Annotated in this window: 27 protein-coding genes; 26 read left to right on the top strand and 1 reads right to left on the bottom strand. The window is 68.2% G+C overall.

Going from position 1 to position 23,381, the window contains the following annotated elements:
• Window positions 1-36 precede the first annotated feature (36 nt).
• Complete coding sequence (locus tag EDC36_RS04705; protein WP_132962087.1) at window positions 37-315, bottom strand: hypothetical protein; 279 nt, start codon at window positions 313-315, stop codon at window positions 37-39.
• A 128-nt stretch (window positions 316-443) separates the two neighbouring features.
• On the opposite strand from EDC36_RS04705, the gene EDC36_RS04700 reads away from it, so the two are divergent.
• The 26 genes from EDC36_RS04700 (at window position 444) to EDC36_RS04575 (ending at window position 23,378) form a co-directional block, all read left to right on the top strand.
• Entirely contained in the window at window positions 444-2,291 is a 1,848-nt protein-coding gene (locus tag EDC36_RS04700) for a phage terminase large subunit family protein (protein ID WP_207895042.1), read from the top strand.
• Between the two features lie 4 nt (window positions 2,292-2,295).
• Window positions 2,296-2,508 (top strand): phage head-tail joining protein, encoded by a 213-nt coding sequence (locus EDC36_RS04695; protein ID WP_132962086.1) that lies wholly within the window; start codon window positions 2,296-2,298, stop codon window positions 2,506-2,508.
• Window positions 2,508-3,935 carry a phage portal protein gene (locus tag EDC36_RS04690; RefSeq protein ID WP_132962085.1) on the top strand — a complete coding sequence of 476 codons (1,428 nt, stop codon included), beginning with the start codon at window positions 2,508-2,510 and terminating at the stop codon, window positions 3,933-3,935. Before EDC36_RS04695 ends, EDC36_RS04690 begins: the two co-directional genes overlap by 1 nt.
• Window positions 3,928-5,112, top strand: coding sequence for a S49 family peptidase (locus EDC36_RS04685; RefSeq protein WP_132962084.1), 1,185 nt, complete (start codon window positions 3,928-3,930; stop codon window positions 5,110-5,112). Before EDC36_RS04690 ends, EDC36_RS04685 begins: the two co-directional genes overlap by 8 nt.
• Before the next feature lie 3 nt (window positions 5,113-5,115).
• Window positions 5,116-5,496 (top strand): head decoration protein, encoded by a 381-nt coding sequence (locus EDC36_RS04680; RefSeq protein WP_132962083.1) that lies wholly within the window; start codon window positions 5,116-5,118, stop codon window positions 5,494-5,496.
• A gap of 15 nt (window positions 5,497-5,511) precedes the next feature.
• Window positions 5,512-6,525, top strand: a complete 1,014-nt coding sequence (locus EDC36_RS04675) for a major capsid protein (protein WP_132962082.1) — start codon at window positions 5,512-5,514, stop codon at window positions 6,523-6,525.
• Entirely contained in the window at window positions 6,525-6,830 is a 306-nt protein-coding gene (locus tag EDC36_RS04670) for a head-tail joining protein (protein ID WP_132962081.1), read from the top strand. Before EDC36_RS04675 ends, EDC36_RS04670 begins: the two co-directional genes overlap by 1 nt.
• A complete protein-coding gene (locus EDC36_RS04665; RefSeq protein ID WP_132962080.1) occupies window positions 6,830-7,288 on the top strand; it encodes a thermonuclease family protein in 459 nt (152 codons plus the stop codon). The genes EDC36_RS04670 and EDC36_RS04665 overlap by 1 nt, the downstream gene beginning before the upstream one ends.
• A complete protein-coding gene (locus tag EDC36_RS04660; RefSeq protein WP_132962079.1) occupies window positions 7,289-7,807 on the top strand; it encodes a hypothetical protein in 519 nt (172 codons plus the stop codon).
• On the top strand, window positions 7,800-8,279 hold the full coding sequence (locus tag EDC36_RS04655) for a phage baseplate assembly protein V (protein ID WP_132962078.1): 480 nt from the start codon (window positions 7,800-7,802) through the stop codon (window positions 8,277-8,279). Before EDC36_RS04660 ends, EDC36_RS04655 begins: the two co-directional genes overlap by 8 nt.
• Window positions 8,280-8,289: 10 nt before the next feature.
• Window positions 8,290-8,574, top strand: a complete 285-nt coding sequence (locus EDC36_RS04650) for a PAAR domain-containing protein (RefSeq protein ID WP_132962077.1) — start codon at window positions 8,290-8,292, stop codon at window positions 8,572-8,574.
• Between the two features lie 14 nt (window positions 8,575-8,588).
• Complete coding sequence (locus tag EDC36_RS04645) at window positions 8,589-8,912, top strand: GPW/gp25 family protein (RefSeq protein WP_201739345.1); 324 nt, start codon at window positions 8,589-8,591, stop codon at window positions 8,910-8,912.
• Window positions 8,909-9,733 carry a baseplate assembly protein gene (locus tag EDC36_RS04640; RefSeq protein WP_132962075.1) on the top strand — a complete coding sequence of 275 codons (825 nt, stop codon included), beginning with the start codon at window positions 8,909-8,911 and terminating at the stop codon, window positions 9,731-9,733. Before EDC36_RS04645 ends, EDC36_RS04640 begins: the two co-directional genes overlap by 4 nt.
• Complete coding sequence (locus EDC36_RS04635; protein WP_161595496.1) at window positions 9,726-11,120, top strand: phage tail protein; 1,395 nt, start codon at window positions 9,726-9,728, stop codon at window positions 11,118-11,120. Before EDC36_RS04640 ends, EDC36_RS04635 begins: the two co-directional genes overlap by 8 nt.
• 3 nt (window positions 11,121-11,123) lie before the next feature.
• A complete protein-coding gene (locus EDC36_RS04630; RefSeq protein WP_132962073.1) occupies window positions 11,124-11,816 on the top strand; it encodes a hypothetical protein in 693 nt (230 codons plus the stop codon).
• A gap of 13 nt (window positions 11,817-11,829) precedes the next feature.
• Window positions 11,830-14,979 carry a DUF4815 domain-containing protein gene (locus EDC36_RS04625; RefSeq protein WP_132962072.1) on the top strand — a complete coding sequence of 1,050 codons (3,150 nt, stop codon included), beginning with the start codon at window positions 11,830-11,832 and terminating at the stop codon, window positions 14,977-14,979.
• Window positions 14,980-14,990: 11 nt separating this feature from the next.
• Window positions 14,991-15,200: a hypothetical protein gene (locus EDC36_RS04620; protein ID WP_132962071.1), complete on the top strand. Its 210-nt coding sequence runs from the start codon at window positions 14,991-14,993 to the stop codon at window positions 15,198-15,200.
• An 11-nt stretch (window positions 15,201-15,211) separates the two neighbouring features.
• Window positions 15,212-15,805: a hypothetical protein gene (locus EDC36_RS04615; protein ID WP_132962070.1), complete on the top strand. Its 594-nt coding sequence runs from the start codon at window positions 15,212-15,214 to the stop codon at window positions 15,803-15,805.
• Between the two features lie 14 nt (window positions 15,806-15,819).
• Entirely contained in the window at window positions 15,820-16,131 is a 312-nt protein-coding gene (locus EDC36_RS04610) for a hypothetical protein (protein ID WP_132962069.1), read from the top strand.
• A 13-nt stretch (window positions 16,132-16,144) separates the two neighbouring features.
• Entirely contained in the window at window positions 16,145-17,566 is a 1,422-nt protein-coding gene (locus EDC36_RS04605) for a hypothetical protein (RefSeq protein WP_132962068.1), read from the top strand.
• Window positions 17,566-18,045: a hypothetical protein gene (locus EDC36_RS04600; protein ID WP_132962067.1), complete on the top strand. Its 480-nt coding sequence runs from the start codon at window positions 17,566-17,568 to the stop codon at window positions 18,043-18,045. The genes EDC36_RS04605 and EDC36_RS04600 overlap by 1 nt, the downstream gene beginning before the upstream one ends.
• On the top strand, window positions 18,042-18,464 hold the full coding sequence (locus tag EDC36_RS04595) for a DUF1353 domain-containing protein (RefSeq protein ID WP_132962066.1): 423 nt from the start codon (window positions 18,042-18,044) through the stop codon (window positions 18,462-18,464). The genes EDC36_RS04600 and EDC36_RS04595 overlap by 4 nt, the downstream gene beginning before the upstream one ends.
• Before the next feature lie 66 nt (window positions 18,465-18,530).
• A complete protein-coding gene (locus EDC36_RS04590) occupies window positions 18,531-19,727 on the top strand; it encodes a phage tail sheath C-terminal domain-containing protein (protein ID WP_132962065.1) in 1,197 nt (398 codons plus the stop codon).
• The gene (locus EDC36_RS04585; RefSeq protein ID WP_132962064.1) at window positions 19,724-20,233 is read left to right on the top strand and encodes a phage major tail tube protein; all 510 of its coding nucleotides are present in this window, start codon (window positions 19,724-19,726) and stop codon (window positions 20,231-20,233) included. The genes EDC36_RS04590 and EDC36_RS04585 overlap by 4 nt, the downstream gene beginning before the upstream one ends.
• A gap of 3 nt (window positions 20,234-20,236) precedes the next feature.
• Window positions 20,237-20,476: a phage tail assembly protein gene (locus tag EDC36_RS04580; protein ID WP_132962063.1), complete on the top strand. Its 240-nt coding sequence runs from the start codon at window positions 20,237-20,239 to the stop codon at window positions 20,474-20,476.
• A gap of 403 nt (window positions 20,477-20,879) precedes the next feature.
• Window positions 20,880-23,378 carry a phage tail tape measure protein gene (locus tag EDC36_RS04575; RefSeq protein ID WP_165902811.1) on the top strand — a complete coding sequence of 833 codons (2,499 nt, stop codon included), beginning with the start codon at window positions 20,880-20,882 and terminating at the stop codon, window positions 23,376-23,378.
• Window positions 23,379-23,381 lie beyond the last annotated feature (3 nt).

Here is a 23,381-nt window from a genome sequence, read left to right as displayed (position 1 = left end):
AAGCCAAGCGCTTTTTGCTTGGCTTCGCGTTTCTCGTCAGGCCTTGCGCAACACCGCGATGCCGGCATTGGCGATGCCCAGCGCGGCGGACTGAAACGCGGCGGTGGCGATCCAGGGCGCGGCTCTTGCGTCATCAAAGAACCTTTCCAGCTCTGCTCTTGCGGCGGCGCGCATTGCCTGGCAGATCGCTTCGAGCTGGGCGTCATCGCAGGCGCGGATTTCCTGGCGGCAGGTTCTGACCAGGATGGTCAGCGCGGCCTCGGCGAGCTTGTTGCCGAGTTCTTCTTCGATGTTTGCGGCGTGTTTGGCGTCCATTTGGCTTCTCCTTGCGTGGTGGTTGATCAATCGTGTGGATCGCATGACGGCATAACGATCGGGAGAAGCCAAGCGCTTTGGCGTTGAATTTTTCGAGCGAATCTGGCCGGTTGCGTTAGGAATTGCCTTTGGACGGATCAAGCCTTGCGCGCGCGGCGTGGAAGCGGGCGCTTGCGCCCGATCCGCCGCTGTCGGTGGCCTCCTGGGCCGACCGCCACCGCATCCTGTCCTCGATGGCCTCCGCCGAGCCGGGGCGCTGGTCGACGGCCAGAACCCCTTACCTGCGCGAAGTGATGGAGGCGCTCTCGCCCTCTAGCCCCATCGAGCGCGTGGTGCTGATGGCCGGCGCCCAAGTCGGCAAGACCGAGTGCGGGCTCAACTGGGTGGGCTTTGTCATCCATCACGCGCCCGGGCCGATGCTGCTGGTGGAGCCATCTCTTGAGACCACCAAGCGCGTAAGCCGCCAGCGGCTTGACGCGCTCATTGAAGCGACGCCCGAGCTGGCCGAGCGCGTCAAAGACCCGAGAAGCCGCGATTCGGGCAACACGCTCTTGATGAAGGAGTTCCCGGGCGGGGTCTTGATCCTGACCGGGGCCAATTCCGCCGTGGGCCTGCGCTCGATGCCGGTGCGCTACCTCATGCTCGATGAGGTCGATGCCTACCCGGGCGACGTGGAAGGCGAGGGCGATCCGGTGGAGCTTGCGATCCAGCGCACGGTGACCTTCCGGCGCAGGAAGATCTACCTGTGCTCCACGCCCACCCTCAAGGGGCTCTCGCGCATCGAGCGCGCGTACCTGGAGTCCGACCGGCGGGTCTTTGAGGTGCCCTGCGACGGCTGCGGGCGCTACTTGGCCCTTGCCTGGCGCGACATCGTCTGGCCCGAAGGCAGACCTGAGGAAGCGGCCTGGCGCTGCCCCTACTGCGAGACGCATCACTCCGAGTGGAGAAAGCCCGCCCTTTTGGCGGCCGGCCGCTGGCGCGCGACCGCTTCTGGCGATGGCAGGACGGCGGGCTTTCACCTCTCCAGCCTCTACAGCCCGTGGCTGGCTTGGGGCGAGATCGCGCGCGACTTTGTGGCGGCCAAGGACGATCCGGCCCGGCTTAAGGTCTGGGTCAACACCAAGCTTGCCGAAACCTGGGAAGACCGGCTGGGCGAAAGCCTCGACCCGGCAGGGCTCATGAGCCGGCGCGAGGACTTTGGGCTTGAGCCGATCCCGCGGGAGGTGGCGATCCTGACCGCCGGGGTGGACGTGCAGACCGACCGGCTGGAAGTGGAGCTTGTGGGCTGGGGGCGCGATGAGGAGAGCTGGAGCCTGGACTACCGGGTGATCTGGGGCGATCCTTCTGCGCCCAAGGTCTGGGCCGATCTGGATGAGTATCTCGCCCGGCGCTACCCGCACGCCACGCTGCCGCAGGGGCTCTTCGTGGAGGCGGCCTGCATCGACACCGGGGGGCACCACACGCTGGCCGCCTACGACTACTGCCGTGGCAAGGAGCGCCGCCGCATCTTCGCCATCAAGGGCGCAGCCGGCCCCCGACCCATCTGGCCGCGCCGCCCCGGCAAGGCCAACAAGGGGCGCATCCACCTCTTCACGGTGGGGGTCGATGCGGCCAAGGAGACGATCTACGCGCGCCTGCCCAAGGCCCCGCCTGGCCCTGGGGCGATGCATTTCCCGCGCTCGCGCGATCTGGCGTGGTTCGAGCAGCTCACCGCCGAGCATTGCGTCACCCGCTACGTCAAGGGGCACCCCAAGCGCGAGTGGGTCAAGGACGCCGGGCGCCGGAACGAAGCGCTGGACTGCCGCGTGTACGCCTACGCCGCGCTGCACGCCTTGATCGCGATGGGGCTGCGGCTTAATGAGCGGGCTGATGCGATCCCCAAGGAGCCTGTGGCCAAGACGGACAAGCCCGTGGTGAGCCCGGCGGCTGCGCCGCAGGCCAGCCGGCGGCGGGCGATCAAGTCGACGTATCTGTGAGGACATGGAGCTTTCGGAACTGAAGCGCCTGCGCGATGAGCTCGTGGCGGCGCGCTACTCAGGGGTGCTGACCGTCAAGGCCGGCGAGCAGTGGGTGACCTACAAGTCCGAGGCCGAGCTGCGCGCGGCGCTTGAGGCCCTCAACCGCGACATCGCCGCCGCTGAGGGTCGAGCCCGCTCGCGCCGGCTGCTGGCCTGGTGCTCGAAGGGGCTGTGATGGACTGGACGGGATTTCGCCGCCGCCTTGGCATGCTGATCGGCGGCTTTGAGGGCGGCTTGTCTGCCCGCCGCCTGAAAGGCTTTGTCGCCAGCCGCGCGCACGTCAATACGCTGATCCAGGCCGCAGGCGCTGACATGACGGCCCGCGCGCGGTATCTGATCCGCAACAACGGGTATGCGGCCAACGCCGTGGAGTGCTTCGCCGGCAACGCGGTGGGCTCAGGGCTGAAGCCTTCAAGCCAGATCGCCGACGCCGCGCTGAAAGCGCAAGTGCATCAGCTCTGGCGGCGCTGGGTCGATGAAGCCGACAGCGAGTGGCTCACCGACTTGTACGGGCTGCAGCGGCGCGCCGCGCGCGAGCTCTTCATCGCCGGCGAGGTCTTCATCCGCATCCGCAGCCGCTACCCCGAAGATGGCCTTGCGGTGCCGCTGCAGCTGCAGTTGCTGCCCGCCGAGATGCTGCCGATGGACAATCGCCAGCTTCCCAACGGCAACATCCTGCGCCAGGGCATCGAGTTCGACCGCATCGGCCGGCGCGTGGCTTACCACTTCCTGCGCCGCCACCCGGGGGATGTGACCGAGCCGGGACTGGCGGGCGAGACCACCCGCGTGCCGGCTGAGGACGTCATCCACGTCGTCGATCCGGTCGATGCCGGGCAGCTGCGGGGCGTGTCGCGCTTTGCGCCGGCGCTGGTCAAGCTCTTTCTTCTGGACCAGTACGACGATGCGGAGCTCGATCGCAAGAAGGTGGCGGCGATGTTTGCGGGCTTTGTGCGCCGGCCAGCCGCCGACTTCGACAGCCGCCTGGAGCGCGACGAGCAAGGCGAGGGCTTGATGCCCTTGGAGCCGGGGCAGCTGCAGATCCTGGGCGAAGGCGAAGACATCACCTTCAGCCAGCCGGCCGATGTCGGAGGCAACTACGAGGCGTTTCAGTATCGCACGCTGCTTCAGGTCGCGGCTGCCTTAGGCCTGCCCTACGCGGCCTTGAGCGGCGATATGGTGAAAGCCAACTACTCCAACACCCGCGCCGCGCTCATCGAGTTTCGCCGCCGCATCGAAGCCTTCCAGTATTCGGTGTTGGTCTATCAGCTCTGCCGCCCGGTGTGGCGGCGCTGGATCGCAGCAGCCGCCCTCTCGGGGGCGCTTGAGCTGCCGAATTTCCGCGCCCGCCGCCGCGAGTATGAGGCGGTGGAATGGCTCACCCCGCGCTGGGAGTGGGTCGATCCGCTGAAAGACATCCAGGCCGAGATCGCCGCGATCGAGGCGGGCTTGAAGAGCCGCACGCAGTCGATCGCCGAGCGCGGCTATGACGCCGAGGCGCTTGATGCCGAGATCGCCCAGGAGCGGCGCAGGGCCGAGGAACTGGGGCTTGTCTTTGGGCGCGTGTCGCCGCCCGCGCAACCGCAAGAGGATTCCCATGACTGATCTACCCCACCTGGCGGCGCGTCTGTACGGCGCGCCGCTTTTGATCGCGCGGCCCAAGCTCGAGACGATCCTTGCGGCCATCGGCCCGCGCCTGCTGGGGCTTGGCCCCCTGCCGGCCGCAACCGAGGCGGCTGCCGCGCCAGAGCCGCACATCACCGAGGACGGCATTGCCGTGCTGCCGATCCTGGGCACGCTGGTGCATCGATCGGCGTATCTCGGCGCGGCCTCTGGGCTTCAGAGCTACCTCGAGATCGAGACGCAGGCCGAAGCGCTCTTTGCCGATCCGCGCGCGCGGGCGGTGGTGCTGGAGATCGACTCCGCCGGGGGCGAAGCCGCCGGCGTCTTTGAGACGGCAGCGCGCCTGCGCGCGCTCTCTGTTGAGAGCGGCAAGTTCCTGTGGGCGGTGGCAACGCCTGCGGCGCTCTCAGCAGCCTACGCCCTGGCGGCGGCGGCCGACGCGATCTGGGTGACCGAGACCGCCGAAGTGGGCTCCATCGGCGTGGTGGCCGTGCATGCGGATCAGTCGGCCAAGGACGCCAAGGAGGGGATTGCCTACACCTTCCTCCACGCCGGCGAGCGCAAGCTCGACGGCAACCCGCACCGGCCATTGTCGGAGGAGGCGCGCGCTGCGATCCAGGCCGATGTGGAGGCGCTCTACGAGCGCTTCGTCGATTGGGTCGCGAAGCGCCGCGGGCTGCGGCCTGAAGCCGTGCGCGCGCAGCAAGCGGCCATCTACCGCGGCCAGGCGGCCATCCAAGCGGGCCTGGCCGATGCGATCGGCGGCCTGCGCGAGGCCATCGCGGCGCTCTCAGGCCGTCTTGAGGTTTTGTCAACCCCGGCCAAAGGCCGAATCTTTCCAGGAGGTCATATGCAAACTCCCGTGACCGCCCCGGCTGCGGCTGGGGCAGCCCTCGATGCCGCCGAGCTTGAGCGGCAGATGGCCGAGCGCGCCGCCGCGCTTCTTGAAATCGCCGAGCAAGCGCGCGCGCTGGGCGTGGCCATCGATGCCGCCGCCGCCCTGCGCGAGGGCTTGAGCCCTGAGGCGCTGGCTCGCCGCGCGCTGGCGGAAGCCGCCCGGCGTGACGCAAGCCACGACATCGTCTCCGTCCAACCCGCGGCTGCCGCGCCCAAGTCCTCGCTTGTGGAAGCGGCGCGCCGCTTTGCCCAAGGAGCCTGACCCATGCCGACCCTGACCGCTTCGCCCACGCTTGGCGACCTCTTGAAGCACGAATACGACAAGGACTACTGCCGCGAGGCTGTGCTGCTTGCGCCGGGCGATGCGCTGCCCGCGGGCACGGTGCTGGGCCGCATCGCCTCAAGCGGCCAGTACAAGCCTGCCACCGCCACGGGCTCGGATGGCGCGCAGATCGCCTGCGCGGTGCTGCTCGTGGAGGTGGCGGCTTCTGCGCAGCCGCGCCCGGCGCTCATTCTCGCGCGCGGCCCGGCCATCGTGTCGGCCGCCGCCTTGAGCTTCGATGCGTCGGTGGATGCCGAGGCAGAGCGCGCCGAGAAGCTGGCGCAACTTTCCGCCCACGGCATCGTGGCGCGGCCCACCGTTTGATCAAGGAGGTTCCCCATGACCGTCGTCGTCAACCCGTTCGTTGGCCAGGGCTTCACCCTGGCCGAGATGACCGAGGCGATCCAGCTCCTGCCCGCGCCCAAAGGCCGCATCGGCGAGCTGGGGCTCTTCCGGCCCGAGCCGATTGCGCAGCGCAACGTCATCCTCGAATCCGTGGAGGGCGAGCTGCGTCTTTTGCCGGCGGTGACGCCGGGGGCGCCTGCGACCGTGGCCGGGCGCGACAGCCGCAAGCTGCGCTCTTTCGTCGTGCCGCACATTCCGCACGACGATGTGCTCTTGCCCGAGGAGGTGCAGGGCATCCGCGCCTTTGGCAAGCAGGAGGCCGACCCTGTGGCGCAGGTCTTGACCCGCAAGCTTGCCCGCATGCGCGCCAAGCATGCGCAGACCTTGGAGTACATGCGCGCCAAAGCCCTCTCCGGCGTCTTGAAGGACGGCGCGGGCAACACGCTGTACGACTGGCACGCCGAGTTTGGCATCGACAAGGCTTCGGTGGACTTCAAGCTCGGCGACGCGAGCGGCGATGTCATGAAGGCCGCCATCCAGGTCGCGCGCCACATCGAGGAGCACCTCTCGGGCGAGACGATGAGCGGCATCTATGCGCTGGTCTCCCCCGAATTCTTCGACCGGCTGATTGCGCACAAGTCGGTCAAGGAGGCTTATGCCTTCTACGCCGCCACCAACCCCCTGCGCGACGACGTGCGCCGCGGCTTTCGTTTCGGTCCGATCGTCTTCGAGGAGTATGCCGGGGCGGCCACGCTGGCCAATGGCCAGACCGACCGCTTCATCGCGCAGGGCGAAGGCATCGCCTTCCCGCTGGGCACCTCCAACACCTTCGCGACCTACTTCGCGCCCGCAAATCTCCTTGAGACGGTCAACACGCTGGGCGAGGAGCTCTACGCGCGGCAGGTGCCTCGCGCCGACGGCCGCGGCATCGACATCCTGACCGAGAGCAATCCGCTGCCGATTGTGAAGCGCCCGGCGCTTACGGTGCGTCTGTTCTCGTCCAACTGATGGCTCGCCTGGCTGCTCATGCGCAGCGCGCGGCGCTGGCGGCCTTTGGCCAGCCGGCGCGCCTGACCATCGATGGGCAAGCCTTCGATCTGCGCGCCATCTTCGTGGCGGCGCACGAGCTGGTGGAGATCATGGGCGATGCGCCAGTGTCCACCACGCGGCCGGTGCTGTCGGTGCTGGCCTCTTCCCTGCCCGTGCAGCCCGCCGAGGGCGATGAGGCCGAGGTGGCGGGGCGGCGCTACCGCATCGTCGATGTCCGGCCCGATGGCTTGGGCATGGTCAAGCTCATCTTGCAGGAGGCGTGATGCGCTGGCTTGCGCTGCTGCTTGGCTTGGCCTGCGCCGTCGCGCAGGCCGAGATGGTCACAGGCGAGGTGATGCGCGTCATCGATGGCGACACCGTGACGCTGCGTGCGCCGCAAGGCGAGCTCAGAGTGCGCCTGGCGCAGATTGACGCGCCGGAGCTTGGCCAGCCCTATGGGCTCAAGGCGCGCGACGCGCTGGCGGGGATGATCCTTGGCCGTCGCGTGATCGCTGATTGTTCCGACGTGGATCGCTACGGGCGCGCGATCTGCGCCTTGCAGGCCGATGGGCAGGACGTGTCGGCGGCGATGGTCTGCGACGGCTACGCCTGGGTCTTTGGCCGCTACGCCGCGAATCGGTCGCTCTACAGCCTGCAGGAGGCGGCGCGTCGCCGGGGCCTGGGGCTGTGGGCCGATCCCGGGCCGGTTGCGCCTTGGGATTGGCGCAAGGGAGCGCGCTAGATGCACCCGCGCCAGCAGATTCGCGCTGCCGTGCGTGATGTGATCGCCGCAGCGCTGCCTGAGCTTGCCAACCGCATCCACGTGCACCGGGCCGTGCCGCTGGCCCGAGGCCGGCTGCCGGCGATTCTGATCTACGCGCGCGAGGAGCGGCTCGATGACGCCTATCAGGCCGACCCGGGCGCAAGGCGGCGCATCCTGACGCTGGCCATCGAGATCGTCGCCGCCGGCGAAGCAGCGCACGAGGAGGCCGACGCCCTGTGCGCGCAGATCGAGGCGGCGCTGGAGGCCGATGAGACGCTGTCGCATCGCGCAGAAGGCCTGCGCATCCTGCGCGCCGAGATCGAGCAGGACGGCGAGGGAGAGACGCCGCTGCTGGCCTGCCGGATTGTGGTGGAGGTCGCCTACTGGACGCTCTGGCAGCCGCCCTCGCCTGGCAGCCGCCCAAGCCTTGTGCTCTATTCGATCGCGCCCGAGATCGGGCGCGCGTTTGAAGACCGCTACCAGCCCATCGATGCTTAAGGACCGCAACCTCTACCAGGACATGGCCGAGGCCGAGCGCGGCCTGGAGAACCTGGCCGTGCTGGGGCAGGTCGTGGCGCTGGATGCCCCGCGCGCGCGCGTCAAGGTCAAGGCCGGCCCCATGACCACCGGCTGGCTGCCCTGGCTTGCGCCCAAGGCCGGGCCGGATCGCGCCTGGCATGCGCCGGAGCCCGGCGAGCAGGTGCTCGTGATCGCGCCTGGGGGCGACCTGGAGCAGGGCGTGGTGGTGGGCTCGATCTACCGGCAGGCCTATCCGCCGCCGGCGGCCAGCGCCGACATCACGCGCGCCCTGTGGCAAGACGGCGCGGTCATGGAATACGACCGCGCGCAGCACCGCTGGCGCTTGTCGGTGCCGCCAGGCGGCCAGATTGTGCTTGAGATCGGCCGCACGCGGCTTGAGCTCACGGATGAGGGCGCGCGGCTGAGCTCGCCGCGCATCGATCTGAACTGAGAAGGACGCCATGCCAGCCATCACGCGTCTTGGCGATCGATGCAGCGGGCACGGGTGCTTTCCGCCGCGGCCCAGCGTGTCTGGGGCCTCAAGCGTCTTTGTCAATGGCCGCGCGGCGCACCGGGCAGGCGATGCCTGGGCTGTCCACTGCTGCGGGCCGTCCTGCCATGCAAGCGTGCTGGCCCAAGGCAGCTCGACGGTCTTCGCAGAAGGCCAGCCCATCGGGCGCGTGGGCGACCCAGTGGCCTGCGGCTCGACGGTGGCCGCGGGCTCGCCCGATGTCTTTGCGGGGTGATCCTCATGCAAGGCATGAACTCAGCCACCGGCCAGAGCCTGGCCGGGCTTGAGCACTTGAAGCAGTCGATCCGCGACATCCTGACCACCCGCATCGGAGAGCGCGTGATGCGCCGCGGCTACGGCAGCCGCGTGCCCGAGCTCGTGGACCGCCCAATCACGCCGGCGCTGGCCGCAGACCTCTACGCGGCGGCAGCCGAAGCCCTGGATGCCTGGGAGCCAAGGCTCAAGCTTGAGCGCGTGCGCGTGATCTCGGCCAGCGCAGGGCGCATCGCGCTTTTGCTCGAAGGGCTCTACCGGCCCGAGGGCGCGCAGGTCAAACTGGAGGTCACGCTGTGAGCCTGCAGGATTTGCCTGAGCCGGCCGTCATCGAGCCGCTTGGCTACGAGCCGATCCTGGCTGCGCTGGTGGCGGCGTTTCGCCAGCGCTACCCCGAGTACTCGGCGCTGGTGGAGTCCGACCCGGCCATCAAGCTGCTGGAGGTGGCCGCTTACCGCGAGATGATCCTGCGCCAGCGCATCAACGAGGCGGCCAAAAGCCAGCTCTTGGCCTTTGCCGCTGGGGCCGACCTCGATCACCTGGCGGCCTTCTACGGCGTGGAGCGATTGCCTGAGGAGCAGGATGAGGCGCTGCGCCAGCGCTGCAGAGCCCGCATCCAGGGCTTTGCCAACGCCGGGGGAGCTGCGCACTACCGCTACTGGGCGCTCTCAGCCAGCCCCGGCGTGCAGGACGTGGGGGTGGTCTCGCCGATGCCGGGGCTGGTGCGCGTTGCGGTGCTGGTCCGTGAGGGCGCGGATGCGCAGGCTGTCCTGGAGGCCGTCAGCGCGCAGCTGGCGCGCGAGGACGTGCGGGTGCTCACAGACACGGTGGAGGTGGTCGATGCGCAGATCAAGCGCGTGACGGTGCGCGCCACGCTGTGGCGGCTGCCGGGCACGCTGCCGCAGGCCATCGGGGCCATCGCAGAGCAGCTGCGGGCAACCATCCGCCAGCGCGCGCGCTTAGGGTGGGACGCGACGCGCTCGTGGCTGATGGCGCAGCTGCACCAGCCCGGCATCCACCGCGTCGAGCTCATCGCTCCTGCCGAGGACGCGCGCTGCGCGGCGCACGAGGCCGTGCGGCTCGAAGAAGTCGAGCTCATCGATGGAGGGGTCGATGAGTAATCACCTGCTGCCTGCCAACGCCACGGCGCTGGAGATCGCGCTCTCAGAGGCGATCGACATCGCGCATCTGGAGGCTGGCGCTGAGGCGATCCGCCGCTTCAAGGCCGAGCCGCCCGATTCGGCGCTGCCCTCTTTGGTGTGGGAGTATGCGCTGGAGGAGCTCTTGCCCTACCTGCCCGAGCCCAGGCTTGCGATCCGCGAAGGGGTGCTGTGGCAGCGCTTAAGAGGCACGCCGCGCTCGCTGGCGGTGGCGCTGTCCTGGATCGGCGCAGAGGCCGTCTTCGTCGAGCAGGAAGCCCCAGGCGGCGCGCACTGGGCCGAGTTCCAGATCGACCCGGGCAGGTGGCTAGAGTGGGAGGAGATCGGCCGCTTCATCGCGGTGGCCAGGCTCTCCGCGCCGGCCCGCTCGCGTCTTGCGCGCCTCTACCACGGCCACGACCGGCGACGCCTGATCCTGGGCCAAAGCGCCCTGGACGAGGCGCTCTTGTCGGACTACAGCGGCACCTTCTGGCGCGATGGCGCTACGCGCGTGTCTTTCGGCCGCCGTCACGACGCGGGGCAGACCCTCTGGGCGCTGGCCGCCAGCGGCCTCTTGCGCGATGCCGCGCATGGGCGCTTTGCGCGCTATGCGGACCGCTGCCTTTTGGATGAGATGGCCTTGGGCTGCCGGCCTGCGCCCAACCCGAGGATCGAGCATGCGCGCGCGCATGAGCGCGCGCAAGCGCTTGGCCTCCTGGGGCGGGCGCAGCAGCGGCCCGAGCGCACGTATTGCAAAGCGCAGGTCGCGCTCTCCGAGCAGTGGCCGCTGGGCGAGACCAACGCCTGCCTGCCCGCGCGGGCCTGGCAAGCGGCCGATGCGCCGATGCGCTTAGGCGATGCGATCTCCGAGGGCATCGGCGCGGGGCGTTGGGTCGAGATCACCGAGCGGCTGGAGCGCAGCGTTCAGGCGGCGCTGGCGATGCCGCAGGTCATCCTGGGCCGCTCTGAGAAGCGGCTCGTCTCGCAGGCCGCGCGCGCCGACCGGCATCTGCGCCTGTCGGACATGGCGCTCTCGGATGAATTGCCCAGCGGCTGGCAGCTTTCGCGCCAGGCCCATCGCGCCGCCGGCGCGGGCTGGATGTGGCCGGGCGGCTGGGCCTTGGGCGCGGGCCGCTGGCATGGCCTGGCCCATCCGCTTGGGACGCTGGGCGAGGCGGCCTCTGGCGTGGAAGTCATCCGCCCGCGCAGCGCCTCGATCAGCCTGCCTGCGATGAGCGAGGCCAGAGCCGGCTGCCACGCGCGATCGGCCCACTGGCGCGGCCAGCGCTGGGCGGGCCGCTGGCAGGCCAAATCCTGGAGGCAGGCAAGGGAATGCCTGCAGTCGCAACACACCACCACCACGGAGTAACCGATGGCCATTCTCACCCACTCCGGCCGCGCGGCGCTGGCGGCCTCTGTCAAGAACGAAGTCCTGCACCTGGCCCTGGGGCGCGGGCAGCCCTGGTGGGACTCCACCGCCCAGATCACGGCGGCGTTCGATGCGCAGGGGCGCATCGCGCTGCCGCATGCGCCCATTGCCCAGATCGCGGTCAAGTCTGCCAACGGGCAAACCACCTACGCCGCCGACCAAGACTACGCGGCCGATGCCCAGCAGGGGCTCATCACCCGGCTGGACACAGGCCAGATCGCGCCTGGGGCCAGCGTGCGGCTGGAGATCGCCTATGGCCGCCCGACCGAGAACGTCGCGGCCACGGCGCTTCTCGATGAGGTCTGCCGCCGCACGGTCGATGAGGTCTATTTCGTCGAGCCTGACCCCAATGGGGAGATTGCGCTGGCCACCGGGCGCTATCGGGTGAGCCAAGCCCCCACGCAGCATCTCTTTCTGCGCACCAAGTTCGACTTTGGCGATGCGGCCGGCAGCACCATCCGCGAGCAGGCCGTCTTCGTCGGCACGCAGGTTCAGGCGGGCCTGCCGCCGGGACAGCGGCTCTTCACCCCCGCCGAGATCGCATCGCCCGGCACGCTGCTCTTGCTCGAGCACGCGCCGCCCATCGTGCGGCAGGCCTCCACCCGCGAGACCTTCGAGTTCGTGCTGACCTTCTGAAGGAGCAGGCAAGATGCTTGAGCGCTACTACAACCGCTTCGATCCCGCCAAGCGCTACACGGAGCTTCTGTTTCGCGCGGGCGACGGGCTGCAGTCGGCCGAATTGAACGAGCTGCAAGCCATCTTGAAGCACCGCGTCAAGTCGATCGCTGACGCCGTGCTCAAGGACGGCGACCTCATCGAAGGCGGCGCGATCTTGATCGACCCGCAGACGGGCCAGACCACCTGCGCCGCCGCGCGCCTCTATCTCGCCGGCTCAGTGCATGAGGTGCCGGCTGCGACCTTTGCGCTGCCCACCACGGGGCGCGTGACGATTGGCGCGCGGCTGCGCCGCCGCACCATCACCGAGCTTGACGACCCGTCCTTGCGCGACCCGGCGGTGGGCACGCGCAACTATCAGGAGCCCGGCGCAGGCCGCCTGGAAGAAACCGTCGTCTGGGGCTGGGTTGGGGATGCTGCATCTGATGGGCAAACAGGCGAGTTCTACCCCATCGCCACGGTGATCGAGGGCGTGCTGCAGAACAAGGAACGCCCGCCGGCCTTCGATGGCGTGACGCAAGTCGTGGCCCGCTACGACTTCGAGGCCAACGGGCACTACATCGTCGATGGATTCGAGACCCGCTTCCTTGAGCGCCGCTCGGATGGCAAGCTCGTCTTTCAGGTCAAGGCCGGCACCGCCAATGTCCTGGGCTACAAGGTCGAGCGCGCGCACGATGAGCGGCTCGTCCTGGATTTCGATCCCGATCTGGCCACCGTCTTGGCCGAGCCGCGCGTCTTCACGCCCGACGCGCAGGGCAAGATGCGCGTGACCACGGGCTATGCGCCCATTGCGCGCGTGGTGCGGGTGCAGGGCACCAAGAGGAAGACCGTCACGGTGGCCCACGGCGTCTTCTCGGGGGCCACCGACACCCTGCCCGATGCGGCGGTGGTGCAGGTGCTGGAGGTCAAGCAGGGCGCAACCGTCTATCAGGCTGGAAGCGACTACACGGTGGCGGGCAACGCGCTCAACTGGTCGCCGGCCGGCGCCGAGCCCGCCCCGGGCTCCAGCTACACCGTCACCTACGACTACATCGCGCAGCTTACCCCCACCGAGATCGACGAGGAGGGCTTCACCGTCGAGGGGCTGGTGGCGGGCACCTTGGTGCAGACCGACTACGAGTGGAGGATGCCGCGCATGGATGCGCTGTGCCTCTCCCGCGATGGGCTGATCCAGCGCATCAAGGGGGTGTCGGTCGAGCGCAGCCCTATGGCCCCATCGGTGCCGCCGGATCTCTTGCGCCTGTGCGATCTCGCTTTCACGTGGCGCAACACGAGCCCGGTGCGGGTGCTGGCCTCCGGCGTGCGCGCGGTGCCCACGGCCGAGCTTGAGGCCATGCGCTCGGACATCGGCCGGCTCTTCGATCTCGTGGCCCGCGAGCGGCTGTCCAACGACATCACCTTGCGCGAGCCGGCGGCCAAGAAAGGGGTCTTTGCCGATCCGTTCCGCGATGACGACCTGAGAGACGCGGGCGCGTCGCAAAACGCCGTCTGCGTGCTTGGGCAGCTCATGGCCCCGATCGCGGCGACCCCCTTGGGGCCGTATCTGACGGCGATCCAGACCCTGCCGCACGCCTACCGCGCGGTGCTGGAGCAGACCGCGCGCACCGGCAGCATGAAGGTCAATCCTTACGCGGCGGCGCTGCCGGCCCCGGCTGCCGTGACGCTCACGCCCGCGCAGGACTTCTGGGTTGACTTCCAAAACAACACGGCGGCGGCCATCACCGAAACGATCACGCGCGGCTCGGGCATTCTGGTCAGTGTGACGACCAGCTCGAGCACGGAGGTGGTCTCGCGCGTCGAGTCGGCCGTCCCGACCCTGCGCCAGATTTCTGTGGCGGTGCGCGCGGCCGGCTTCGGCCCCAACGAGGCGGTCTCCGCCATGCGCTTCGACGGCATCGACCTGCCGCTTGGCGGCGCGGCGGCCGATGGCAATGGCGTGGTGAACACCAGCTTCCAGATCCCCGCAGGCCTGCCGGCTGGCATCAAGCGCTTCGAGATCGAGGGCGCGGGCGGCAGCTTCGGCGAGGCCACGTTCGAGGGGCGCGGCACGCTGGTGACGCAGACCACCCGCACCCGCACGACGACCACCATCTGGCGGTGGGATCCGCTGGCCCAGACCTTCACGCTGCCCGAGTCGCAGCAGCTCGGCGCTGTTGAGCTGTGGTTCACGGTGCGTGGCACGCGGCCGGTGACGGTGCAGATCCGCGAGACGGTGGCAGGCTTCCCTGCGCGCGGCATCCTGGCCGAGGGCCGGATTGCGGCGGCTAACATTTCCACGACTGGGGCGACCCGCATCGCCTTTGGCGCCCCGGTCATGCTGCAGGCCGGTGTTGAGTACGCCCTGGTCGTGCTCACTGATGACACAGAGACCGCGCTGTCGGTCGCCGAGCTGGGCAAGTGGGACAGCGCCAACGGCCGCTGGGTCACCGCCCAGCCGTATCAGGTCGGCGTGCTGCTCTCCTCCTCGAACGCTTCCACCTGGACGGCGCACCAGGACAAAGACCTCGCTTTCCGGCTGCTGGGGGTGTCGACGACGCAAAGCAGCCGCGCGGTGACGCTGGCCACTCAAGTCCAGGTCACCGATGCCACCGACCTGATGGTGCTGGGCGCAGTGGAGCTGCCGGCCAGCGGCTGCGCGGCGGTGGCGCGCGTGACCCTCGAAGGCGGCCGGGTGCTCACCGCCCCGCCCAACACGACGATCCGGCTGGAGGCCCCCTACACGGGCAAGGTGGACGTGGCGCTGGACATCACCGGCACGGCAACCGCCACGCCCGTGGTCTATCCCGGCTGGCAGCTCGTCGCGGGGACGCTGGCCGCCAACGCGACCTACGTCTCGCGCGCGATTCCGGCGGCGGCCAGCTTCAAGGCGCGGGTGATCGCCGAGGTGTTCGCGCCGGGATCAAGCAGCGTCACGGCGAAAGCCGAGTCGGGCACCGCCGGGCAGTTTGCGAGCCTTCCGGTGGTCAAGGCTGAGCCCATCGGCGATGGCTGGGTGGAGATCGAGTGGTCGGCGGCTTCGCTCTCGGGCGTGGGGGCGGACAAGACCACGCGCGTGCGGCTGGAGATCGCGAACTCCGCAGCCCATCGCGCGGCGGTGCGAGCCTTGCGCGCGGTGATCGTCTGACGGAGGCGGCCATGATCGATGAGCGCACCCAGCACTACGGCTTGCCGCTGCCGCACCCTGAGAACCTCTTGGAGGAGGACGTCGGGCGCATCCGGCTGGCCTTTGAGCAGGTCGATGGGCTCATCCACGCCCACGCCACAGCGCGGCAGCAAAGCGATGCGCAGATGCTTGAGTGGCAGCGCCGACAGCGGCTGCGCCTCTTTCACCACATGGATTTCTGAGGAGATCAGTCATGGCACGAGACCCCTTGCTGCGCGACGCCGTGCAGGCGATCAAGCAGAAGATCATCAACGGCGCAGCCACGGCCACGCCAGAGGAACTGGCCTATCTCGGCACCGCAATCGACCGCATCGGCGGCCGCGCCACGGTGCTGGAAGTCGAGGAGATGGGCGACATCAAGATCGAGGAGATCACCGAGCACGCCGATCAGGTCAAGTCGGCGGCGATTGCCAACATCACATCGACCAAGAACGCGGCTGAGGCCAGCATCAACTCGACCAAGAACGCAGCCGAAGCCAGCGTCACGGCTACGAAGAACGCGGCTGAGGCCAGCATCAACTCGACCAAGAACGCAGCCGAAGCCAGCGTCACGGCTACGAAGAACGCGGCTGAGGCCAGCATCAATTCGACCAAGGATGCGGCCATTGCCGCCGTCAACACGGCGTCCAACGCCGCCATCACAGCGGCCAACAACAACCGCGACGCGGTGATCGCGCAAGCGAACGCCGCCAAGGACGCGATGCTGGCCGACATCGCGGCGGCGGCGAACTCGGTGACGCAGCAATTCACCTTCGGCGCGCGCGCTTTCTTCTACGCCCAGCTTTGAGAAAGGAGTGATCCATGAGCCTGCTTGCTTCAACCCGTCCGGCGGCTGCGGCCACGGTTGCGGTCTACACCGTGCCCACGCAGCGCCGCGCGACCATCAACATCAACTGCTGCAACGTGGGCGCGTCATCGGCCCGCGTGCGTCTGGCGGTCTCCGCCGATGCGACGCCAGCGGACGCCCAGTGGATCGAGTGGGACGCGGCGCTTGATCCGTCCGGGGTGCTGGAGCGCACCGGCATTGTGCTTTCCGCTGGGCAAAAGCTCTTTGCCCGCTCGGACACCGGCGCGGTCAATGTGGCGGTCTGGGGTATTGAGGAAATTGCCTGATAGGGGGTAGGACATGGGACGCAATTTGATGACGGCTACCCAGCCGCAGCGAATTTGGGAGCGCGAGGGCTACAGTGCCCGCCCGCTGTGGGAGTATGTGACCCAAAACAGCAGCGCAACCTCGCAATGGCGCGCGGCCTATGCGCCAAACGACACGATCAATTATCTGGAATACACGTCGCTTGGCTCACAGAACAACGGCCGCAGCCGCTCGTTGGGGCGAACCAGCGACGAGGCCGCAGCCCACTATTCCCTGATCGGTAACGCTACCGCAGGGTCGACCACGTCGGCCTGGTTGCCGGGTAGTGGCTATTGGGGCATCACGGGCTTTACCAACACCGGCACCTGCAACAACTGGTATTCGTCGGTGACGGAGTTCGGCTACATCGACGGCACTGACGCGGCCAACGTGCTGCGCTATTCGACCCCGGTGATCCTGCCGGCCATCGAGCTGCAGAACTTCGAGCTGATCACGCTGAACACCACGGTCGGGGTGTATCCGATTGGTGCCACCTGGGCGGCGCACGTCAGCAACACCGCATTCCCGCGCGTGGATGTGACGCAGCTGACCGGCTTTCAGGCGGCCACGGGACAAGTGGCGACCAACTTTGGCATGGCCTGCTACAACGCACGGATTGGCGTCTATGCGCTGCTGCTGCGCACGGGCACGAGCGGGGCGAACTACCGGCTGCACCTGTTCCCCATCGGGCCGGGCATCCGCGCACACACGACCTATGCCGAGCTCCTGGCGGCTTTCCAGGCGTCGATGTCGGGCTATCGGTTCGTGGACATCACGCTCAACGGTCTGTCCTACACCGGCACGGAGAACGACCGCTACGCGCATCGGCTGTGTCTGTGCAACGACGGCACGCTGTGGATCGTGGTCACCGACACCAGCAACACCACCTCCGGCGCCCAGGGCTTGCGGGTGTTCCGTGTCACCGACTCGGTGATGAGCGCCACTGGCACGCTGACACTCAGTCAGTACGTGCAAAGCGCCACGAGCGGCGCGCACTACGGGCTGAACGCGGGCGCGTATTACGCTACGCGCTTCATGTTGTCGGACGACCAGAGCGTGATGGCGGTCTACACCCACCACTACTACTACCTGAGCGGTGCGGTGGGGCGCTTCCTGCCGACCGATTCGGTCAACAACACGGCGCTGGGTTGCCGGGGGTTTCTGTACAACGACAGCAGCTATGGCTTTTCGATTGCGCCGGTCGGCGGCAGCGCCTTTGCCATCTGCCGGGGCCACGACAAGAACGGCGCCCAGGCGCATCTGTGGTTCCTCGATCCGCGCTTCTCGACGCTCGCCGAGACCGGCAGCGACACCACGATGCGCACGGTCGTCGGGGCCTATCCGCAGCGCGAGGACGGCACGATGTATCAGGCTCAGTTCGTCAACAAGATCCTGCCGCTGGATCGGTTCAAGTGATGGAGGGGGTGGAAGCGATGTTGTATCTGCATTTCGATGAGAGCGGGCGCTTTGTCGGCAAGACGAGCGATCCCAATGACGGCTACTTCAGCTTCAAGGTCGGCAAGGGCAAGGAGCTTGGCGAGCGCTTCTCGGTGGTCGATGGCAAGCTGGTCGACAACTTCCCCGGCAAGACCGACGAGGAGGTGCTCTCGATCCTGGCCGAGCAGGCCGCCCAGTCGGTCGAGGCGGCCGCCGAGCCGGCCAAGCCGACCCCGCGCCCCATCAGCAAGCTCGCCTTCATGGAGCGCTTCACCGACGAGGAGCTGGCTGCCATCTACGCGGCGGCCAAGACGGATGTGCGGGTGGAGGTCTGGATGGACAAGATGAAGCTCGCCAGCGAGATCGATCTCGCCGATCCCCGCACGCGAGCGGGCGTTGAGGCGCTGGAGACGCTGGGGCTCATTGGCCAGGGCCGCGCGGCTGAGGTGCTCTCGTGAGCAGCTTCACCACCCCCGCGATCCTGGAGATCGTGGGGCCAAACCGCTGGCGGCTCGTGGAGCCCTTCGAGTACCACGTCGGCGAATACCCCTCCACAGACGTCATCCGCGTGCCCAAAGGGTTCGAAACCGACCTGGCCTCGGTGCCGCGCATCTTCTGGCCGATCTTCCCGCCGCAAGGCCGCTACGCCAAGGCCGCCATCTTGCACGACTGGCTCTACGCCTTGGGGCCGGCGGGCGATGAGGCCGCAAGACGCCGGGCGGATGACATCTTTGCCGAAGCGATGGCGGTGCTCGGGTGTCCTGCCTGGCAGCGCTGGGTGATCCACCGCGCCGTGCGGCTTTTTGGCGGCTCCGCCTTTGGCCGCTCGGATCATCCCTTCGATGTGGCCGCCCGCCAGCAGCGCGGAGCAGGCTGACCATTCACGGCTTGCCCATCCCAGGCCGCGCCAGCGGCCTTTTGCGTTTCTTGAGGAGACCCTCCCATGTCCGAGACCTTCCTGCATGGCGTGGAGGTCGTCGAGATCGACGACGGCCTGCGCCCCATCCGCACCGTTCGCTCCTCGGTGATCGGCCTCATCGGCACCGCGCCCGAGGCCGATGAGAGCGCCTTTCCGCTTGACACCCCCGTGCTGATTGCCGGCAGCCGCCGCGAGGCGGCTAAGCTCGGCGCTGCCGGCACGCTGCCGGCAGCCATCGATGGCATCTTCGATCAGGCCGGCGCGGTGGTGGTCGTCGTGCGCGTCGCGCAAGGCGCAACCGAAGCCGCCACGCTTGCCAACGTCCTCGGCGGGGTGGACGCCGCCACGGGGCAATACCGCGGCCTGCACGCCTTCCTGGCGGCCCAGTCGGTGGTGAAGGCCACGCCGCGCCTTCTCATCGCGCCGGGCTTCACGCACCAAAAGCCTGCCGACCCGGACGACCCCGACGGCAAGCTGGCCAATCCGGTGGTGGCAGAGATGCTGGCGATCGCCGAGCGGCTGCGCGCTGTCATCATCGCCGACGGTCCCAACACGAACGATCAGGACGCCATTGCCTACCGCCAAGACTGGGGCAGCCCGCGCGTCTATGTCGTCGACCCCTGGGTCAAGGTCATGAAGGGCGAACAGATAGCGGTCGAACCTGCCTCGGCCCGCGTAGCAGGCTTGATCGCCAAGCTCGACAACGACCGTGGATTCTGGTGGAGCCCCTCGAACAACATCCTCCACGGCGTCATCGGCACGGCGCGTCCCATCGACTTCGCGCTGGGCGACCCCAATGCCCGCGCCAACCTGCTCAACGAGCAGGAAGTCGCCACCATCATCCAGGAAGACGGCTACCGGCTATGGGGCAACCGCACCTGTTCGTCCGACCCCAAGTGGGCGTTTCTCTCGGTGCGGCGCACCGCCGACATGATCAACGAGTCGATCCTGCAGGCCCACCTGTGGGCGGTAGATCGCAACATCACCAAGACCTACGTCGAAGACGTGCTCGAAGGCGTCAACGCCTATCTGCGCCACCTCAAGGCCAAGGGCGCGATCCTGGGCGGGCGCTGCTGGGCGGATGAAGAGCTCAACACGCCGGATCAGATCGCCCAAGGCAAGGTCTATTTCGACTTCGAATTCACCGCGCCTTACCCCGCCGAGCGCATCACCTTCCGCTCGCATCTTGTCACAGACTACATCGTGGAGGTCTTCCAATGATCCAGCTGCCCAAGGTTCTGAAGAACATGAATCTCTTCGTCGACGGGCGGGGCTTTGCCGGCCGCGTCGACGAAATCCAGCTGCCCAAGCTCGCCTTGAAGACCGAGGAGCACAGAGCCGGCGGGATGGATGCGCCCATCGAAATCGATCTCGGCATGGACAAGCTCGAGGCGGAGCTCACCCTTTCAGACTACGACCCGCAGGTCTTCAAGCTCTTTGGCCTGCTGGATGTTCAAGCCACGCCGATCACGCTCAGAGGCGCGATCCAAGCGCAAGGCGAAGCGGCCAAGCCCGTGGTGGTCAACCTGCGCGGCGGCCTCAAGGCCATCGAGCCCTCGAGCTGGAAGATGGGCGACAAAAGCACCGTCAAGCTCTCGGTGGCCGCCTCCTACTACAAGCTTGCGATCGACGGCGAGGAGCTCATCGAGATCGACGCGATCAACCTCGTGCGCAAGGTGGGCGGCGTCGATCAGATGGCGCGCATCCGGCAGGCCATTGGAGTCTAAGCGATGGAGCGCATCCCCCTGACCTACCCCATCGAGCATGAGGGCTTGCGCATTGCGGAAGTGGGCCTGCGCCGCCCCACGGTGGGCGACCACCTGCTGGTGGCCAAGCTCAACCTTTCGGATGCCGAGCGCGAGGTGCGGCTCATTGCCAACCTCGCGGAGCTGCCGCCGGAGGCGATCCTGAAGCTGGACCTGAAGGACTACGCGGCGATCCAGCGGGCGCTTTCGGGTTTTTTGTCGTAAGCGAGGGGCTTGCTGAGCTCGTGGTGGAACTGGCTCTGTACACCCACTGGCCGCGCTCGGAGATTGTCGCGATGGAGATCGATGACTTCCTGCAGGCGCTTCTGACCGCGCGCAGGCTCTCCCATCCTGAAGGGCAGGCATGACAAGCGCAACCTTTCCGCTGTCGGTCGAGATCGGCGCGGTGCTGTCCTCCAGCCTTGGGGCGGCGCTGCGCTCGGCTGAGGGGCAGCTAGGCCGCCTGGGCGCAGCGCTGGCCAGGCTTGAGGGCAAGTCTGCGGGCATCGCCAGGCTGGAGGCCCTGCGCGCGCAGGCGGCCGAAGCCGGGCAAGCCTGGCGACGGGCGCAGCAGGAGGTAGCGCGCTTTCAGGCCGACAAGACCTCCGGGGCGCTCACCCCCAAGGGGGTGCTGGCGGCGCGCCAGCGCGTTGAGGCGCTGCAAGCAAAGCTCTCGGATGCGAGCCTGCCTGAGTCTCGCCGCCTGCGCCTCATGCGCCAGCTCGAAGCCGCCCAGGCGCGGCTGGCCGAAAGAGAGGCTCAGGCCGAAGCGCGCCATGCCCGCCAGCTTGAGCGGCTCATCGCCCAGGCGGGCCGCGCCAAGGAGGCCTTCGGGCAGCTGAAAGCCGCCATCGCCGAAGAGCAGGCCGCGCTTGAGAAGGCAGGCATCGCCACGGGGCGGCTTGCCGCCGAGAAGGTCAAGTTGGGCCAGGCGCTTGAGGCCGTCAAAGCCAAAACCCAGGCGCTGGCCCAGGCGCAGGCCGCGCAGCAGGCCAACCTCGAGCAGCGCAGCGCCTACCGCGCCCAGCTCATGGACGCAGCCGCCCTAGGGGCCTCGCTCTATGGGCTCATCAAGCCTGCGGTGGCGTTTGAGTCGGTGATGGCCGACGTCAGGAAGGTGGTCGACTTCGAGACGCCTGCGCAGTTCGCGCAGATGTCCAAGGACATCCTGCAGCTGTCCACCCGCATCCCGATGGCCGCTGAGGGCATCGGCCAGATCGTGGCCGCCGCAGGCCAAGCCGGCATCGCGCGCGAGGAGCTCGTGCGCTTTGCCGAAGACGCCGCCAAGATGGGCGTGGCCTTTGACCTCACAGGCGAGCAAGCCGGAGCCGCGATGACGGGGCTGCGCTCGATCTTTGCGCTTGCGCAAGATGAGGTGGTGCGGCTCGGAGACGCCTTCAACCACCTCTCCAACAACATGGACGCCACCGCTGCCGGGCTGCTCAATGTGGCCAACCGCAGCGGCTCCACCGCCAAGCTCTTTGGGCTCACGGGCGCGCAGCTTGGGGCGCTTGGAGCCACGTTCCTGGCGCTGAAGACCCCGCCGGAGGTGGCCGCCACCGGCATCAACGCGCTGCTCTTGAAGCTCGCCACCGCCGACAAGCAGGGGAGCAAGTTTCAGGAGGCGCTCGAAGGCATTGGTCTGTCGGCAGGCGTCATGAAGGAGATGATCCGGCGCGATGCGCAAGGGGCGCTCATCACCTTCCTTGAGCATGTGGCGCGCGCGCCCGACGTCATGGGGGCTTTGTCCGACCTCTTTGGCGCGGAGTATGCGGATGACATCGCCAAGCTCGTGGGCTCGCTTGACCTCTACCGCCAGGCGCTGGGGCTGGTCGCGGATGAGGCAGCCTACGCCGGCTCGATGCAGCGTGAGTACGAGGCGCGCGCGGCCACCACGGCCAACAACCTGCAGCTGCTCAAAAACCAGATATCCCGCCTTGGCATCACCATCGGCAACGCGCTGCTGCCGCCCCTGAACAGCCTCTTGGGCGCGCTGATGGCCCCCATCGGGGCCTTGGCGCAGCTGGCCGAGCGGTTCCCCGTCATCACTCAAGTGGTGGTGGGGACTATCGGCGCGGTGGTGGGACTGAAGGTGGCGACCATCGCATTGGGCTATGCCTGGACCTTCGTGAAGGGGCCGATCCTCGATGCGCAGGTGGCGGTTCAGTCGGCCCGCGCGAAGCTGGCCCGGCTGCAAGCGCAGGCAGCAGCAACCGGGGCCAGCGCGGGCATTCTGTCGCTGGCCTGGGCACGCATCAAGATGGGCGCGCTTGGCTTGATCGCGCCGATCAAGTCGGCTGCGCTGGCCTTCTGGTCGATGCTGCCGGCCATTGGTGCCACCACGGCTGCGCTGCTTGCCAACCCGATCACGTGGATCGTGGCGGGCATCGGCGCAGCCGTCGCCGGCCTGGCGCTTGCGATCCGCCGATACTGGCAGCCGCTTGCCGCCTGGATCGGAGGATTCTGGCAGGGGATCCAGGAGGGCATTGCGCCTGCCGCGCAGGGCATCGCGCAGGCGCTAGCGCCTCTGGAGCCCCTCGGGCGCGGCATCGCCTGGGTCTTCGGCTCGGTGGCTGAGGCCTTCTCGGGGGCTTGGCGCTTCATCGGCGAGCTCATCAGCCCCGTCAGGGCGACCTCGCAGGAGCTGCAAGCGCTCTCCGCCAGCGGGCATTCGGTCGGGCAGGCCATCGGCAAGACGCTGGGCTGGGCGCTTGAAGCCATCACCGCGCCGCTCAGAGCTGTCTGCGCCCTCATGGAGCTGCTGGGCGCAGGAATGGCCAAGGTCGCGCAGGGCATCGACTGGCTCAAGACCAAGGCCGCGGGCCTTGCCAGCCTGCAGCCAGCAGCGGCGCTGTCGTGGCTCAAGGACCAGGCCCAAGCAGGCGTGGGCCGGCTCATGGGCGGTCGCGCAGGCGCGCCCGCGCAGCCTGCCCAGGCCATGCGTGCCGGCATGCCTGCCGCGCAGCCCGTGGCGCGCGCCTCAAGCGTGCAGGCAACGTACTCCGCCCCCATCACGATCCATGCGCCGGCCGGCGCGGATGCGCGCGAGATGGCCCGGCTGGTCGATGAGCGGGTAAGAAGCGCGCTGAAGGATCAATCGCGCCGCCTTGGGGCGCTGTACGACTGATGG

It is taken from the genome of Tepidimonas ignava (assembly GCF_004342625.1).
GTDB classification, from domain to species: domain Bacteria; phylum Pseudomonadota; class Gammaproteobacteria; order Burkholderiales; family Burkholderiaceae_C; genus Tepidimonas; species Tepidimonas ignava.
Note: the sequence above shows the minus strand (reverse complement) of the source record. Positions and strands in the feature narration are given on the sequence as shown.

Coding starts and splice junctions, on each gene's coding strand:
- EDC36_RS04615 (WP_132962070.1), top strand. CDS start 15,212: ATGGCACGAGACCCCTTGCTGCGCGACGCCGTGCAGGCGATCAAGCAG.
- EDC36_RS04670 (WP_132962081.1), top strand. CDS start 6,525: ATGGCTCGCCTGGCTGCTCATGCGCAGCGCGCGGCGCTGGCGGCCTTT.
- EDC36_RS04635 (WP_161595496.1), top strand. CDS start 9,726: ATGAGTAATCACCTGCTGCCTGCCAACGCCACGGCGCTGGAGATCGCG.
- EDC36_RS04630 (WP_132962073.1), top strand. CDS start 11,124: ATGGCCATTCTCACCCACTCCGGCCGCGCGGCGCTGGCGGCCTCTGTC.
- EDC36_RS04655 (WP_132962078.1), top strand. CDS start 7,800: ATGCTTAAGGACCGCAACCTCTACCAGGACATGGCCGAGGCCGAGCGC.
- EDC36_RS04690 (WP_132962085.1), top strand. CDS start 2,508: ATGGACTGGACGGGATTTCGCCGCCGCCTTGGCATGCTGATCGGCGGC.
- EDC36_RS04645 (WP_201739345.1), top strand. CDS start 8,589: ATGAACTCAGCCACCGGCCAGAGCCTGGCCGGGCTTGAGCACTTGAAG.
- EDC36_RS04665 (WP_132962080.1), top strand. CDS start 6,830: ATGCGCTGGCTTGCGCTGCTGCTTGGCTTGGCCTGCGCCGTCGCGCAG.
- EDC36_RS04585 (WP_132962064.1), top strand. CDS start 19,724: ATGATCCAGCTGCCCAAGGTTCTGAAGAACATGAATCTCTTCGTCGAC.
- EDC36_RS04650 (WP_132962077.1), top strand. CDS start 8,290: ATGCCAGCCATCACGCGTCTTGGCGATCGATGCAGCGGGCACGGGTGC.
- EDC36_RS04610 (WP_132962069.1), top strand. CDS start 15,820: ATGAGCCTGCTTGCTTCAACCCGTCCGGCGGCTGCGGCCACGGTTGCG.
- EDC36_RS04660 (WP_132962079.1), top strand. CDS start 7,289: ATGCACCCGCGCCAGCAGATTCGCGCTGCCGTGCGTGATGTGATCGCC.
- EDC36_RS04705 (WP_132962087.1), bottom strand. CDS start 315: ATGGACGCCAAACACGCCGCAAACATCGAAGAAGAACTCGGCAACAAG.
- EDC36_RS04590 (WP_132962065.1), top strand. CDS start 18,531: ATGTCCGAGACCTTCCTGCATGGCGTGGAGGTCGTCGAGATCGACGAC.
- EDC36_RS04620 (WP_132962071.1), top strand. CDS start 14,991: ATGATCGATGAGCGCACCCAGCACTACGGCTTGCCGCTGCCGCACCCT.
- EDC36_RS04675 (WP_132962082.1), top strand. CDS start 5,512: ATGACCGTCGTCGTCAACCCGTTCGTTGGCCAGGGCTTCACCCTGGCC.
- EDC36_RS04685 (WP_132962084.1), top strand. CDS start 3,928: ATGACTGATCTACCCCACCTGGCGGCGCGTCTGTACGGCGCGCCGCTT.
- EDC36_RS04605 (WP_132962068.1), top strand. CDS start 16,145: ATGGGACGCAATTTGATGACGGCTACCCAGCCGCAGCGAATTTGGGAG.
- EDC36_RS04580 (WP_132962063.1), top strand. CDS start 20,237: ATGGAGCGCATCCCCCTGACCTACCCCATCGAGCATGAGGGCTTGCGC.
- EDC36_RS04625 (WP_132962072.1), top strand. CDS start 11,830: ATGCTTGAGCGCTACTACAACCGCTTCGATCCCGCCAAGCGCTACACG.
- EDC36_RS04680 (WP_132962083.1), top strand. CDS start 5,116: ATGCCGACCCTGACCGCTTCGCCCACGCTTGGCGACCTCTTGAAGCAC.
- EDC36_RS04600 (WP_132962067.1), top strand. CDS start 17,566: ATGGAGGGGGTGGAAGCGATGTTGTATCTGCATTTCGATGAGAGCGGG.
- EDC36_RS04695 (WP_132962086.1), top strand. CDS start 2,296: ATGGAGCTTTCGGAACTGAAGCGCCTGCGCGATGAGCTCGTGGCGGCG.